A 14,305-nucleotide genomic window follows, 5' to 3' on the forward strand; every position below is an offset into this window, starting at 1 on the left:
GCAACCAACATGGCCGATTACAAACATCACTGGAAAGACGGCACCCCGGTGCACCTGCCGCTGGGCAAGATTGTCTGCGTGGGCCGCAACTACGCCGAACACGCCCGGGAGCTGAACAACCCGGTCCCGGACGAGCCGCTGCTGTTCATCAAGCCCACCACCTCGGCGGTGTACATCACCCGCCCGCTGGAAGTCCCCCGGGACCAGGGCGAGGTGCATTTCGAAACCGAGCTGGCGGTGCTGATCGGCCGCCCCCTGACCAACGCCTCCGCACGCGAGGTGGAAGCCGCCATTCTCGGCTACGGCCTGGCGCTGGACCTCACCCTGCGCGATGTCCAAAGTAAGCTGAAAGAAAAGGGCCACCCCTGGGAGCGCGCCAAGGCCTTCGATGGCGCCTGCCCCCTTTCGCCATTCGTAGCCGCCGAGAAACTGCCCGAGGGCAACATCCACTTCACCCTGGATGTAAACGGCCAACGCCAGCAAACCGGCGACACCGACGACATGCTCAACCCCATCGCCCCGCTCATCGCCCACATGAGCAAACAGTTCACCCTGGAGCCGGGTGACGTGGTGCTCACCGGCACCCCCAAGGGCGTAGGCCCGCTGGTGTCCGGTCAGACCCTGTCGCTGGAACTGGAAGACGTGCTGTTTGTGGAGACGCACGTGGTCTGAATGTCCGGTTCGTTCGCATAATTCCAGAGGCATTGAATCACTGGAGTTAGCGGGAGCCATGAGCCACAAACCGACCACCACACGCGCAGGCCGATTCTTCAAACTTGCCGGCACGACCGCGTCCATCGCCGGCCAGTACGCCAGCCAAAAGGCCCGGCGCGCCATCAACCGGGGCAACGCCGACAGCATTCGCACCGACAGCTACACCCGGATGGCCAACCAGCTCGCCGACACCCTGGGCGAAATGAAAGGCGCGGTAATGAAAGTTGGCCAGATCGCCTCGCAGACCCAGGACTTCCTGCCACCGGAGTTTTCCCGGGCACTGGAGCGCCTGCAAAAAGACGCCCCGCCCATGCCCTTTGAGATGATCCGCCGCCAGGTGGAAACGCAACTGGGCCAGAAACTGCCCGACCTGTTCGCCTGGTTCCAGGAAATGCCCTACGCGTCCGCCTCCATCGGCCAGGTGCATCGGGCCCGGTTGCACGACGGCACCGAAGTGATCGTCAAGGTCCAGTACCCCGGCGTGGACGAATCCTGCGACTCTGACCTGAAACAACTCCGGCTCACCCTGCGGCTCGGCGGCCTGCTGAAAATGCCCGAAGCAACCGTCGACCAGCTGTTCGAAGAAATACGGGTTCGATTGAAAGAAGAACTGGACTACGAGAACGAAGCCAACAACCTGCGCCTGTTCCGTGAACTGCACCAGGACCACCCCTGGGTGGTCATTCCCGCCCTGGTGGAAACCCACTCCAACCACCGCATCCTGACCCTGGAACTGGAAGAAGGCGACCACGTCAGTCAGATCACTCCGGACCGCTACAGCCAGGACACCATCAACCTCATCGGCCACCGCATATTCACCACCATGGCCGACCAGCTGTTCCGATTCGAGTGCATCCACGGCGACCCACACGCCGGCAACTTCGCCTTCCGCCCGGATGGCACGCTGGTGATCTACGATTTTGGTTGTGTGAAGAAACTCAAACCGGAGATCGTCACCGCCTACCGAAATGCCATCGTCTCGGCCCTGAACGAAGACTACCAAGCCCTGGACCGCTACCTGATCGACCTGGGAGCCCGCATCGAGGGTCAACCGGCGGTGGATGAGGCCTATTATGCGATGTGGAGGGATATGCTGATCACGCCTTTCCGAGGTGACGCACCCTATGATTTCGGTGCAGCGGATATTCACCAGCAAGTGGCGGCGCAAACGAAGACGGTTTTCGAGTACCTGGATTATTTCCAGCCGCCGGTGGAGACCATCTTCATCGACCGGATGATCGCGGGGCACTACTGGATGCTCAAGCGGCTTGGGGTTCAGGCGGCTTTTAGGGGTGACCTCGAGGGGTATCTCGAATTTGGGGGCTGAGTTCTGGCTTCCCCCGCCTCTTACTTTTGAGTACGGCCCTTCTTGGGTATGCCTTTCCAAAAACCGCTACAAGCACATCCATGTGCGCTTCTCTCAGGCCATCCATGGCCCTCAAAATTTTTGGAAAGGCATACCCAAGAAGGCCCTATGCTGAACTTTCAGGTACGTGGCGGTATACACACCATTTAATCGCGCCGGCGGGGGAGAACCTTCCAAAAATTTGTGGAGCCATGGATGGCGAAACAGAAGCGCCGCACCATTCTCCAGTAGTTTCGCATAGGCTCTTTGTGGGTAGGGCTTCCCAAAAATTTCGAAGGCCATGGATGGCCTGAGAGAAGCGCACATGGATGTGCTCGTAGCGGTTTTTGGGAAGCCCTACCCACAAAGAGCCGTACCCCAAAACAAGAGACAAGAAGAACAAGAAGCCAAACTCAAGGCAAAGAGGAAACAAACTCCCGAAGCCCCTCTGAGGCGCCCTTTCTGATCACCTCGGCACCCGTCACAGACGCCGGCTCTCCGGGGTCGATGACGGTAATGGGCACACCGGGGTTCACTTCATGCACCAGCCCGGCGGCCGGATACACCTGCAGGGAGGTGCCAACGATCAGCAGGCGATCGGCCTTGGCCACCACATCGGCGGCGGCCGCCAGCATGGGCACTTCCTCGCCGAACCAGACCACATGCGGGCGCAGCTGGGTGCCGCGTTCGTGCAGGTCGTCCACGTTCTGGGTGACCACCGTGACGCGGTAACGGTCTTCCAGTTCCGCCAGCAGGTGGTGGGCGTCGTTCGGCTTCGCATCCTGCAATTGACGCCGGCGCATGTTGTAGAAGCGCAGCACCAGCTCGGGGTCACGCTCGAAGGCCTCGGGCGTGGCCACGTCGTAGACGCTGTACTCTTCCCACAGGCCACCGTTGTCACGGAAAGTGGAAAGACCGCTTTCGGCGCTGATACCAGCGCCGGTCAGGATAACAATGTGTTCTTGCGAACGATCAGACATCAATCAAAGATTTTGCCCGGGTTCATGATGCGGTTGGGGTCGAACACCTGCTTGATGCCACGCAGGTAGGCGATTTCCGCCTCGCTGCGGGTGTAACGCAGGTAGTCCTTCTTGGTCATGCCCACGCCGTGCTCGGCGGAGACACTGCCTTCGTATTTCTCAACGATTTCGAATACCCACTTGTTCACCTGCTGGCACTTCTCAAAGAACTCTTCCTTCGGCATGTCCTCGGGTTTGAGGATGTTCAGGTGCAGGTTGCCGTCGCCAATGTGGCCGAACCAGATGATCTCGAAATCCGGGTAGTGTTCGGTCACCACGCTTTCGATTTCCTGCAGGAAGCCGGGCACGCGTGAAACCACCACGGAGATGTCGTTCTTGTAGGGCGTGCGCGGGGCGATGGACTCGGAAATACCTTCGCGCAGCATCCACAGGCTCTGCGCCTGGGTTTCGCTCTGGCTGATGACACCGTCGAGCACCCAGCCTTCTTCCATGCAGTGTTCAAACGCCTCCATGGCATCGTCCATCACCTGATCGGAGACGGCTTCGAATTCCAGCAGCGCATAGTACGGCGCCTCGGTCTCGAACGGTGCCTGCACCTGGCCATGGGCCAGAACATGCTGCATGGCCTGGTGGGAGAAGAACTCGTAGGCGGTCAGGTCCATCTTGTTCTGGAACGCCTTGAGCACATCCATGGTGTTTGTCAGGTCGTTCACGCCCAGCACCAGCACGGTCAGGTCATTGGGCTTGCGGGTCAGCTTCATGGTGGCTTCGGTGATGAAGCCCAGGGTGCCCTCGGCGCCGATGAACAGGTGGCGCAGGTCGTAGCCGGTGTTGTTCTTTTCCAGGTCTTTGTTCAGGTCCAGGATGTCGCCCTTGCCGGTGACCACTTTCAGGCCGGCGACCCAGTCGCGGCTCATGCCGTAGCGGATCACCTTGATGCCGCCGGCGTTGGTGGACAGGTTGCCACCCAGCTGGCTGGAGCCGGCGGAGGCGAAGTCCACCGGGTAGTAAAGATCATTCTCCTCGGCGAAATTCTGCAGCTGCTCGGTCACCACGCCCGCCTGGCAGCGAACGGTGCGGTCACTGGCGTTGAAGTCGACAATCTTGTTCATGTTGTCGAAGGCCACAACCACTTCACCATTGGCGGCCACCGCACCCGCGCTCAGGCCGGTGCGACCGCCGGAGGGCACCAGGGCTACCTGGTTCTCGTTGGCAAACTTCACCAGGGCCTGTACCTGCTCGGTGGTCTTGGGCAGCACGATGGCCAGGGGGGCCGGGGTGTGGATCTTGGTCCAGTCTTTGCCGTAGGTTTCCAGGTCGGCGGGGTCGGTCAACACCTTGCCCGGGTTGTCACCGGCGGAAACCAGTTGTTCGAGGGAAGCAATGATCGTTTCGGAATTCATGGATTCGCAATCTCGTCTGGGTTGGGCCGGCCCTGCCTGACGGCAATTCCGTGTTGATTCAGGTAAACCGGCGCGCTGTGAAAGTCTGCGTTTATGGTATCATATGCGCCCTGTTCTGTGAGCCAGCCCGACAAGCTCTGGCCACGGGGTCATTTCATGTGACAAAAGGTTCGGAAGCAAAGCCCATGTCAAATACGTCTCTCGAAAAGAGCAAAATCCGGATCCTGCTGCTGGAAGGCGTGCATCAATCTGCCATTGATACCCTGAATGCCGCAGGCTACACCAACATCGAGTACCTGACTCACTCCCTGGGTGAAGAAGAGCTGATCGAGAAGATCGAAGATGCCCACTTTATCGGCATCCGCTCACGCACCCAGTTGACTGAAAAAGTATTTGATGCCGCCAAGAAGCTGGTGGCGGTGGGCTGTTTCTGTATCGGCACCAACCAGGTGGACCTGCAGGCGGCCACCCGTCGTGGCATAGCCGTATTCAACGCGCCGTTCTCCAACACCCGTTCAGTAGCCGAGCTGGTGCTGGCGCAGGCTATCCTGCTGCTGCGTGGCGTTCCGGAAAAAAACGCCAAGGCCCACAATGGCGTGTGGATGAAATCCGCCAAGAACAGCTATGAAATTCGCGGCAAGAAGCTCGGCATCATTGGCTATGGCAACATCGGCACCCAGTTCAGTGTGCTTGCCGAGAGCCTGGGCATGGACGTGTATTACTACGACGTGGTTTCCAAGCTGTCCATTGGCAACGCCACCCAGGTGGGTTCCATGCAGGAATTGCTGAACATCGCTGATGTCGTGTCACTGCATGTACCCGAGACCCCGGCCACCAAATACATGTTCAAGGCCGAGCAGTTTGCGCAGATGAAGCCCGGCGCCATCTTCATGAATGCTTCCCGTGGCACCGTGGTGGACATCGACGCCCTGGCCGACGCCCTGCGCTCCGGCAAGCTGCTGGGCGCCGCCGTGGATGTATTCCCGGTTGAGCCCAAGTCGAACGACGAGGAGTTTGTCTCTCCGCTGCGCGAGTTCGACAACTGCATCCTGACCCCGCACGTGGGCGGCTCCACCATGGAAGCCCAGGAAAACATTGGCCGCGAAGTGGCGGAAAAGCTGGCCATGTACAGCGACAACGGCACTTCCGTTTCTTCCGTGAACTTCCCGGAAGTGGCGCTGCCGTCGCACCCGAACCAGCACCGCCTGCTGCACATCCACGAGAACATTCCGGGTGTCATGTCGGAGATGAACCAGGTGTTCTCGGAAAACCACATCAACGTGTGTGGCCAGTACCTGCAGACCAAGGAAGACATTGGCTATGTGGTGGTGGATGTCGACAAGGCCTATGGTGAGCTGGCCCTGGACAAGCTGCGCCAGGTGAAAGGCACCATTCGCTGCCGCGTTCTGTTCTGACAGACAGAACACCGCCGATAAAAAAACCGCAGGCCAAAACCTGCGGTTTTTTTGTTGCCTGCCCCCTGCCTACAACAGGGGCGGTATCGCTTACCTCTGCATGGGCACCAGAGTCAGTTCCACTCGACGGTTCTGCTCGCGACCGGAGGCGGTCTCGTTGGAAGCCACCGGGTAACGCTCGCCATAACCCACGGCGCGGGTGCGGCGTGGCTCGATACCCCGGTTCAGCAGAAAGTCACGGACCGAGGAGGCCCGGCGCTCACTGAGCAACTGGTTGTAGCTGTCGGAGCCCGTACTGTCGGTATGGCCCTCGATCTGGATGGTGGTTTTGTCAAATTCCTCCAGCACCAGCGCCACGGATTCCAGGGTATCCACAAACCCCGGGCGAATGCTGGACTGGTCCGTATCGAAAGTGATGTTACCCGGCATGACCAGCTCGATCTGGTCACCGTTGCGCACCACGCGCACGCCGGTGCCCTCCAGCTGCCGGCGCAACTGGGCCTCCTGGCGGTCCATGTAATAGCCGATACCGCCCCCCACGGCGGCGCCACTGGCAGCACCAATCAGCGCGCCCTTGCCACGGTCACTGCTGCTGGAAGTGGCCGCACCGACCGCCGCACCGCCAATCGCACCAATCACGCTGCCTTTTGTGGCGCTGGACACTTTCTCTTCCCCGGTATACGGGTCATAGGTCATGCAACCTGTCAGGCCCGTAGTGGCAATGGCAAATGCCAGAATGGTCTTTTTCACTGTCCGTCTCCTGTTGAGGAAATCTCCGAGAACGTCTCGATTACTGCCTGAAATACTTTTGACTGCAAAGGCCCGGCTTCGTTCACCAGATGGTGCCGGCCCTCGGGCAAGCGATAGGTTCTAACGCCTGCAAATTTGTTTCTGATAATCCGCAGGTTATGCCGCCAGTCCACGGTCAGGTCCTGCTCACCCTGAACCACGGTCACCGGGAAATCCACCGGTCGTGACGATTCAATATGCGGCACCCAGCGGCGCAATGCCGTGACCCAATCCACATGTACGGCACGGGCCTGCAAAGGATCATGCTCGCGCAGGAAACTCAGAAACCGCAGATCACCACTGTTCTCCGCGAACACCCGGCGCCACCGCTTCAAAAAGGGCTTCATGACTGAATGTAGCGCCTTTGCCCTTAACCAGCCAGCCGGGCGAATCAGCGGCGCCAGCAACACGACTTTTTTGAACGCTGAAGTTTTCCGGTCGTGGTGGTTGGATAACAGATAATCAATCAGAACGGCGCCTCCGGTGCTCTGGCCAACGGCAACCCAGGGGCCTCGCACTTTGCCCTTCGCCTTGGCCATAACACCGCTGAGCACTGCCTGGTATTCCAGAAAGCTGCCGATAGCCGCCGGCGTGCCACTGGAAAGCCCGTGCCCGGGCTGGTCGTAGGTGAGCACATCATAGCCGGCCGCCAGGCAGTGATCGATCAGCCGCGCATACAGCCCCACGTGATCAAAATAGCCGTGCAGGATAAACACCGTTGCCTTCACCCTGGCCCCTTCCGGGTGGCGAAAGTAGTGCACCATCACCTCGTGCTCATCAATACCGACGTAGCCCTGGCGGTAATCAACCCCGGGCTGGTCTTCCCAGATATCCAGGCCGTAAAACCGGCAGTAAGCCCGCATTTCCGGATCCAGTTCGGTGTTTTTTTCCGGTTCGAAGGGTTTCAGTCGTGCCAGCAGGCTTTGCCGGTCCCATTCCGGAACTTCAATGTTATCGGTCTTCCAGTACACGTAATGCCGCCACCTGTGACTGCTGTGAATTGATGATCATACTATGCTATTCCAACGCGCCAAGGCTCAGCTCGCCACGAACCAGGGCCTCTTTCCGGGCCCGTGGCCAACGCTTGACGCGCCACTCCAGCCTTGATGCCTGGCCACGGTCCCCGGCTGGCGCCTGAAAGGCCAGCGTCAACGGCCCCTTGCCACGCAAACTCCGGGCGCCTTTCGGGGCGCCGGCCTGGTGTTCGGCAAAGCGCCTCTGCACATCGGTGGTGATGCCGGTGTAGAGGCTGCCGCCGGCGGTCCGTACCAGATAAAGATACCACCCGTCAGCCATGCTCCAACTCCTGTTCCCGATGCCGGGTTTTGGTTTGCTGCAACCACAAACCACCCATGATCAGTACCAGCCCGATATAGGTGGACGGCAAAATCTTTTCGCCCAGGATGAAGTAGATAAATACCAGCGACAGAAATGGAGAGATAAAGATCAGATTGCTGACTTTAGAGGTATTTTCTGCCTTTTTCATCGCTTGCGACCAGAGCACGAAGGCCACACCCATTTCAAACACGCCAACGTAGACCGCAGCCGCAAGAGAGCCCCCGCCACCAGACACGAGAAAGTCCAGCCCGGCCGTCTGCCAACAGACCACCGCGATGACCGGCAGCCCAAAAAGGAAGTTCAGGAATAACCCCACCGTGGGGTCCCGGCTGTCGCGGGTGGCGATAATCCAGTAGCTGGCCCATATCACAGTACTGCCCAGTGCCAGCGCGACACCCACCGGGTCGGAGAAACTCAGGGCGGTCACTTGCCCCCGGGTGGCGATGACCACCACGCCGGCGTAACACACCAGCCCCGCCAGAATATCGAGCCCTCGCAGTTTCTGCCCCAGGAAAGGCACCGACAGATAAGCCAGCACCAGCGCCCAGGTATAGTTCAGGGGCTGGGCTTCCTGGGCCGGCAGGCGGTCAAAGGCACCGAACAGAAAGAAATAATACAGGCAGGGGTTAATCAGCCCCATACCCATGGACTGAAGATACTGGCGGCGGCTTAATTGAAAGGCCAGACGAAACCGACCCTGCCCGGCGAGAATCATTCCCATCACCAGCACCGAGGCACTGACCGCCACCAACAGCATCTGCACCGGCGCCAGATCTGCCAGTGCCAGCTTAAAGGCCGTGGCCACGGTAGACCAGAGCAACACCGTGGCCAGACCATAAAGCATGGCCTGCTTCTGGTCAGTCATGGTGCTGTCCCGCGTCCAGCCAGCGGTACAGGGTTCGCCGGTTGATGCCGAGTATCTGCGCCGCCCGCCGCTTGTTGCCATCCACCGCCGCCATTACCCGCTCCACATATTCCTTTTGCAGGGTTTCCAGGGTCGGCCATTGCGATATCTGTCCGGTGGCCGGGGCAAGACCGTCATCGACCGTTTGCCCCTGGCGCTTGCGAATACGCTCGGGCAGGTTCTCCGGCTGAATGGTGTCGCCCTCACAGAAGGTCACCGCCCGCTCAATGGCACTGGCCAGCTCCCGCACGTTTCCGGGAAACGGGTAGTCCTTCAGCACCTGCAGGGTCACCTCGCTGAATTTCACAAAGCCGCGATTATGGCGCCGGCACGCTTCCTTGAGAAACTGCATGGCCAGCAACTCCACATCTTCCCCCCGTTCTCGCAGGGGCGGCACCCGCAACGACAGGGTCTCCAGCCGGTAATACAGATCCTCCCGGAAATGTCCTTCCTCCACCGCTTTCATCAGATCCACATGGGTGGCAGCCAGGATGCGCACATCCACGGGCTCTTCATGGTCCGCCCCCACCGGCTTGATGGCGCCTTCCTGCAGCACCCGCAGCAGCTTCGCCTGCAGCGCCAGTGGCATCTCGCCAATCTCATCCAGCAACAGGGTGCCGCCATCGGCCTCGGCAAACAGACCCCGCCGGGCCTGGCGGGCACCGGTGAAAGCCCCCGCCTCGTGGCCGAAAAACTCGCTCTCCATCAATTCCGGTGGAATCCCGGCGCAGTTGACCGGCACAAACGCCTGCTCCGCCCGGTCACTCTGCCGGTGTATGGCCCGTGCCACCAGTTCCTTGCCGGTGCCGCTTTCACCGTTAATCAGAACCGCCGCGTGACTGCGGGCCACCTGACGGATCTCGGCCCGCAACCGTTCCATTTCCAGACTGTCGCCAACCAGGCCCAGGTTTGGGTCGCCTTGCTGCTGTGAACGAAACTCCGCCAGCTGCCGGCTCATGTCCGCCTGGGCCAGCAGGCGCCGGATTTTCAGGCGCAGATGATCGGTGGACAGTGGTTTGGTCAGAAAGTCATCCGCGCCGGCCTTCAGGGCCTCCACCGCCTGATCGACCGTGCCAAAGGCGGTAATGACGATAAACGGAATGCCCGGATACTCCGCCTGCTGGAACGCCAGCACCTGCATGCCGTCACCATCCGGCAGGCGCAGGTCGGAAACAATCAGCGCGGGTCGCCCGGCCCGGAGGCGATCCCGGGCTTCAGCCAGGCCCGCGGCACGGGTCACGGTAAAGCCGTCCGCTTCCAGCTCTTCGGCCAGGAGCTGACTAAGACTGCGGTCGTCTTCCACCAGCAAAATGGGAGTGGCTGGCTCGTTCATTCGACATTCTCCTTCGGCAGGAACAGGCTCATACGGCAGCCGCCCAGGGCACTGTCGCCCGCCTCCACACGCCCGTTATGTTCTTTCATCACGCTACTGACCACCGCCAGCCCCAGACCGGTGCCCTCACCCGCTGCCCGGGTACTGAAAAACGGCTCGAAAATCCGGTCACGGTCCTGCATTGCGATGCCTGGCCCATCGTCCTCGACCCGGATTTCCCAGCAATCGCCGGCATCCAGGATGCCGACTTCCAACCGGCCACGGGCCGCCTGACAGCCATTGCGAATAACGTTCAGGCAGGCCAGCCCCACCCGCAGGGGTTCGGCTCGCACCGGCATGGGCGCGGTATCGGCATCCAGTCCGCGGGTTTCGATATGGCAATCGGCGCAGCGAGGGTCCTCCACCGCCCTTTCCAGTACGTCCCTCAATACCGTGCCCAGGTCCAGCGGCCGGCGGGAATCCGGCACATGGCGAAAACAGTCCAGCAACTGCTGGATAATGGTGGTCATCCGCTGCACCTGGTGCTCAATATCCTGCAGGTGACGGGCCTGGTCGGGCGGCAGTTCCGCCCGGGCCAGAATGTGGGCCCGCCCCTGGATGACGTTCAGGGGCGCACCCAGCTCGTGGGCCACACCACCGGCCACCCGTCCGATGGCGGCGACTTTTTCCTGATATTCCAACTGCTCGGCCAACGCCCGTTCCCGGGCTATCCGGTCTTCAATTTCCGATTCCGCCTCCTCCATGCGCCGGCCCAGCTGGCGCACACCACGGTGGATCTGCCGTAACTCACCGGGGCCGGAGGGGGTATCCTGCAGCCGCCAGTGGCCTGGAGCGAGTTTATCCATCTGTTCCAGCAGACGGGTGACATGGCGGCCGATAGCGCCGTAGTGGCCCAGCACCACCACCAGGATGATGGTGATCGCCAGCACCGACCAGATGGCCACCGCCCACCAGCGGCTTGAAGCCAGCAAATCATGAAAATCACTGCGCTGGCGGGTAACCTGAAGCAAACCCCGAATACGCCCGTCTTCGGCCACCAGTGGTGTAAATTGCGAGAACACCGACTCGCCATCCACCTGGCGGAAGGTACCGCCCAGTTCCCCACTTGAAATAACCTGTTCCGCACTGGCGCTGTTGGTGACATCGGAATCCGCCACCCCCAGGCTTGCCACCCGGTTGCCGTCTTCGTCAAAAACCGAGGCCCCGGAAATTCGCCCTATCTTGAAAATGGATTTCAACGATTCCCCCAGCACCAGCTCATCATCGTCGGCCAGCGCCCGGGCAACAGGGCCGCTGACGGCGCGGGCCACCAGCTCCAGGTCTTCCTGCAGGCGCTCGTTCAGGTTCTCCTCAACCGCGCCCAGACCAATATAAATAGCGATGCCACTGAACAGCAGCAGCGGAATGACGATACTGAGCAACAACGTCAGTTGCAGTGAGCGCAGCAGCACTCCCAGGCGATGTCCGATAGCGGCCTCCGGGCTTGTTTCCGACAGGATGTCACACCTCTTTTGCCACATGTGGCATATCGCCACAACCTGTATTGCTTGATGTTAATGGCCAAAAACCCATAACCGACTGTTTTAAAAGAGATTAAAAACAAACGAAAACCTGGCACGGCACTTGTTAACTCTCTGGTGACGTTTAATGAATCCGGCATATCGCCGGCCAACGCAGACGGAGAATGTTGTCTATGAACCTGAACAAACTGCTTGTTTCCGCTACCGCATCCCTGGCACTTCTGGCAGCCGCACCCGCCATGGCCCAGCAGGACGGCCAGCAAGACCCGGCCGCTTCAGGGCAGGGTTCCAGCTACAGTGACCCGGCGGCTTCAGGCGCCCAGGACACCAACTTCAGTGATTCCGAGCTCCAGGATTTCATTCAGGCTCAGGAAGGTGTGATGGAAGTTCGTGAAGACTACATCGAACAGATCGAAGCAGCCGATTCCCAGGAAAAGGCTCAGGAACTGCAGATGGAGGCCAATGACAAGATGGTCGAGGTGATTGAAGAGATCGGTATGGATATTCCGACCTACAACTCCATCGCCACCGCCTACAGCAGTGAGCCGGAAGTCCGCGAGCGCATTGACTCCATGATGTAAGACTACCGGTTTACCGGTAATCCCCTAGCCCCGCTCCGGCGGGGTTTTTTATTTTGTGATACCTTTGCAATCAGATATCCGATTTGCCCGCCGACCGGAGCACTGATTGCCATGCCTAATGTCCCGAGCCTGTTCTGGCCCGTTCTTGCCGCTGTTATCCTGTTGCTGTCCGGTTGCTCGGATTCGTCAGACTCAGGTTCTGAAACCCAGGCCGGCGCCCCCGGGTACCCGGAAACCTGGCGGTTCGCACTGGAAGAAATTGAAGGCAGCGTACAACACGCCTATGCCAAGGCATTCCAGACCCGAATCCAGGAAGTGTCGGATGGCAACATCGAAGTGGAAGTGTTTCCCTACGGGTCACTGGGCACCTCCACCCAACTGACCGAGCTGACCCGCAACGGTTCGGTTAACCTGGCCTTCGCCTCGCCCGGGCACCTGGCCAACCAGGTACCGGAAACCGGCCTGTTCAACCTGCATTTTGTATTACCCGAGGATGAAGCACAGACCCGTCGCCTGCTGCAAAGCCCGGCGTTGCTGGCCGAGTTTGATCAGCCCTACCGCGATGCCGGTCTTCAGCTGCTAAGTCTCGTACCCGAAGGCTGGATGGCCTGGACCGCCAACAAACCACTGCGCACACCGCAGGACTTCGTGGATCTTCGCATACGCACCATGACCGCCGACATGGCGGCGGCGGCTTACCGGGCCTACGGGGCGCAGCCGGTCCAGACCCCCTACGCCCAGGTGTACAGTGATCTTCAACTGCATAAAATTCACGCCCAGACCAACCCGGTATTCGCCATCGAGGAAATGGGCTTCCACGAGGTGCAATCCACGCTGACCCTGCCCCGGGCTTCGCGCTTTATCTCATCGGTCATTGCCAACCCGGCGTGGTTCGAAAGCCTGGATGAGCGCGAACAGGAATGGCTGGCCACCACCATTCGTGATCTTTCCGGGAAGGCCTGGGAGATAGAAACGGAACTCAACCGGGACCGCCTGGAGCTGATGGTCGAACGGGGTGACCTCGAGGTTATTCGCCTGTCAGACGCCGAACGGCAGGCATTCCGTGAGGCCAGCCTGGGCACCCGTGACACCTACATCGAAAAAACCGGCGAACATGGCCGGGCCCTGCTTGAGCTGGTACTGGCCAGCGAACCGGCAGTCGACACCAGTCAGTAGGCAGGCGGATTATTCCCGCCGGGAACGGCACAACAGTTTCACGCCCTGCTCATGGCACACTTCCGACGCCCGGGCGGTCAGGTCCGAGATAAAACGCGTCTGGTCCCGGGGCTCGAGCGGATACCCCTTCAGACGATAACGCATCCCCTCTTCGGTGTCGGTCACCGCCACCACCACCGGCTGGTAGGTGCGGGTCAGCGGGCTGGTATAGATAACGTCCCGGAGCAACGCCTGCATCTGGGCCACATCGTGGTTCGGTTCCAGGAACAACTCGGCCACACACATCAGGTTGTGACTGCCATCGTTGCTGTTGGCCAGCAGGGTGTTCCACAAAACACCGTGGGGAACCACAATTACGGTGTCATCCAGGGTGACAATTTCCGCCGCCCGGATACCAATCGAGCGCACTTCGCCGTAGTAGCCATTGACCTCAATCCAGTCACCGGGCCTGTAAGGCATTTCATACAGCGTCACCAGGCCGGCGATCAGGCTGTTGATGTAATCCTTGAAAGCAAAACCGATGGCCAGCGCCAGGGCGCCAAAAATGGCCACCATGTTCTCGAATGACGGTTCCACCAGGATTGGCACGATCAGGATCACCGTCACCACAATGATCAGCAGCCGGGCCAGCGGCACCGTTGCCAGCAAATAGAGCCTGGGTTTTCCCGACAACTTTTCCGCCAGGGCCGAGGCCAGTTTCTGGATCAGCACAATCAGCACAGACGCAATAACAACCAGCGCAAATGCTTCCGCTACCGCCACCGAGCTGATGGATTCAAGCGCCTGCTGCAGACCGGATTCGTCCAT

At 60.0% G+C, this 14,305-nt stretch carries 13 protein-coding genes and 2 pseudogenes; 6 read left to right on the forward strand and 9 right to left on the reverse strand.

Annotated elements, in window-relative coordinates:
• Window positions 1–9: 9 nt before the first annotated feature.
• The 3 genes and pseudogenes from BMZ63_RS01605 to BMZ63_RS15275 all read left to right on the forward strand — a co-directional run.
• Window positions 10–672: a fumarylacetoacetate hydrolase family protein gene (locus BMZ63_RS01605; RefSeq protein WP_091700714.1), complete on the forward strand. Its 663-nt coding sequence runs from the start codon at window positions 10–12 to the stop codon at window positions 670–672.
• A gap of 58 nt (window positions 673–730) precedes the next feature.
• Window positions 731–2,041, forward strand: a complete 1,311-nt coding sequence (locus tag BMZ63_RS01610) for an ABC1 kinase family protein (RefSeq protein WP_091700717.1) — start codon at window positions 731–733, stop codon at window positions 2,039–2,041.
• A gap of 525 nt (window positions 2,042–2,566) precedes the next feature.
• Window positions 2,567–2,680 (forward strand): annotated as a pseudogene (locus tag BMZ63_RS15275) (hypothetical protein); the annotation flags it as partial.
• Here BMZ63_RS15275 and BMZ63_RS01615 read toward each other — a convergent pair.
• Window positions 2,629–3,039, reverse strand: a pseudogene (locus tag BMZ63_RS01615) (Sir2 family NAD-dependent protein deacetylase); the annotation flags it as partial. The pseudogenes BMZ63_RS15275 and BMZ63_RS01615 sit on opposite strands and share 52 nt — an antisense overlap.
• Window positions 3,039–4,442, reverse strand: a complete 1,404-nt coding sequence (locus BMZ63_RS01620; RefSeq protein ID WP_091700722.1) for an FAD-binding oxidoreductase — start codon at window positions 4,440–4,442, stop codon at window positions 3,039–3,041. The gene BMZ63_RS01620 and the pseudogene BMZ63_RS01615, both read right to left, overlap by 1 nt.
• Before the next feature lie 185 nt (window positions 4,443–4,627).
• Here BMZ63_RS01620 and serA point away from each other — a divergent pair, with 185 nt between their 5' ends.
• Window positions 4,628–5,857, forward strand: coding sequence for a phosphoglycerate dehydrogenase (serA, locus tag BMZ63_RS01625; RefSeq protein ID WP_091700725.1), 1,230 nt, complete (start codon window positions 4,628–4,630; stop codon window positions 5,855–5,857).
• A gap of 90 nt (window positions 5,858–5,947) precedes the next feature.
• Here the strand turns inward: serA and BMZ63_RS01630 are convergent, their stop codons facing one another.
• From BMZ63_RS01630 to BMZ63_RS01655, 6 genes are read right to left on the reverse strand one after another with little or no spacing between them, the layout of a single operon-like run.
• Window positions 5,948–6,607 carry a YiaD family glycine zipper/OmpA-like lipoprotein gene (locus BMZ63_RS01630; protein WP_091700728.1) on the reverse strand — a complete coding sequence of 220 codons (660 nt, stop codon included), beginning with the start codon at window positions 6,605–6,607 and terminating at the stop codon, window positions 5,948–5,950.
• Window positions 6,604–7,617, reverse strand: a complete 1,014-nt coding sequence (locus tag BMZ63_RS01635; protein ID WP_091700731.1) for an alpha/beta hydrolase — start codon at window positions 7,615–7,617, stop codon at window positions 6,604–6,606. Before BMZ63_RS01635 ends, BMZ63_RS01630 begins: the two co-directional genes overlap by 4 nt.
• Before the next feature lie 46 nt (window positions 7,618–7,663).
• A complete protein-coding gene (locus tag BMZ63_RS01640; RefSeq protein ID WP_091700736.1) occupies window positions 7,664–7,942 on the reverse strand; it encodes a GIY-YIG nuclease family protein in 279 nt (92 codons plus the stop codon).
• Window positions 7,935–8,849 (reverse strand): DMT family transporter, encoded by a 915-nt coding sequence (locus BMZ63_RS01645; RefSeq protein WP_091700739.1) that lies wholly within the window; start codon window positions 8,847–8,849, stop codon window positions 7,935–7,937. The genes BMZ63_RS01640 and BMZ63_RS01645 overlap by 8 nt, the downstream gene beginning before the upstream one ends.
• The gene (locus tag BMZ63_RS01650) at window positions 8,842–10,221 is read right to left on the reverse strand and encodes a sigma-54-dependent transcriptional regulator (RefSeq protein ID WP_091700742.1); all 1,380 of its coding nucleotides are present in this window, start codon (window positions 10,219–10,221) and stop codon (window positions 8,842–8,844) included. Before BMZ63_RS01650 ends, BMZ63_RS01645 begins: the two co-directional genes overlap by 8 nt.
• Entirely contained in the window at window positions 10,218–11,741 is a 1,524-nt protein-coding gene (locus BMZ63_RS01655) for an ATP-binding protein (RefSeq protein ID WP_091700744.1), read from the reverse strand. The genes BMZ63_RS01650 and BMZ63_RS01655 overlap by 4 nt, the downstream gene beginning before the upstream one ends.
• 173 nt (window positions 11,742–11,914) lie before the next feature.
• On the opposite strand from BMZ63_RS01655, the gene BMZ63_RS01660 reads away from it, so the two are divergent.
• Together BMZ63_RS01660 and dctP are read left to right on the forward strand one after the other, a co-directional pair.
• Entirely contained in the window at window positions 11,915–12,322 is a 408-nt protein-coding gene (locus BMZ63_RS01660; protein ID WP_227663648.1) for a DUF4168 domain-containing protein, read from the forward strand.
• 111 nt (window positions 12,323–12,433) lie between these two features.
• On the forward strand, window positions 12,434–13,498 hold the full coding sequence (dctP, locus tag BMZ63_RS01665; protein ID WP_091700747.1) for a TRAP transporter substrate-binding protein DctP: 1,065 nt from the start codon (window positions 12,434–12,436) through the stop codon (window positions 13,496–13,498).
• A gap of 9 nt (window positions 13,499–13,507) precedes the next feature.
• Here dctP and BMZ63_RS01670 read toward each other — a convergent pair whose 3' ends face one another.
• Entirely contained in the window at window positions 13,508–14,305 is a 798-nt protein-coding gene (locus tag BMZ63_RS01670) for a mechanosensitive ion channel family protein (protein WP_091700749.1), read from the reverse strand.

The sequence above is a fragment of the Marinobacter persicus genome (genome assembly GCF_900114155.1).
GTDB classification, from domain to species: domain Bacteria; phylum Pseudomonadota; class Gammaproteobacteria; order Pseudomonadales; family Oleiphilaceae; genus Marinobacter; species Marinobacter persicus.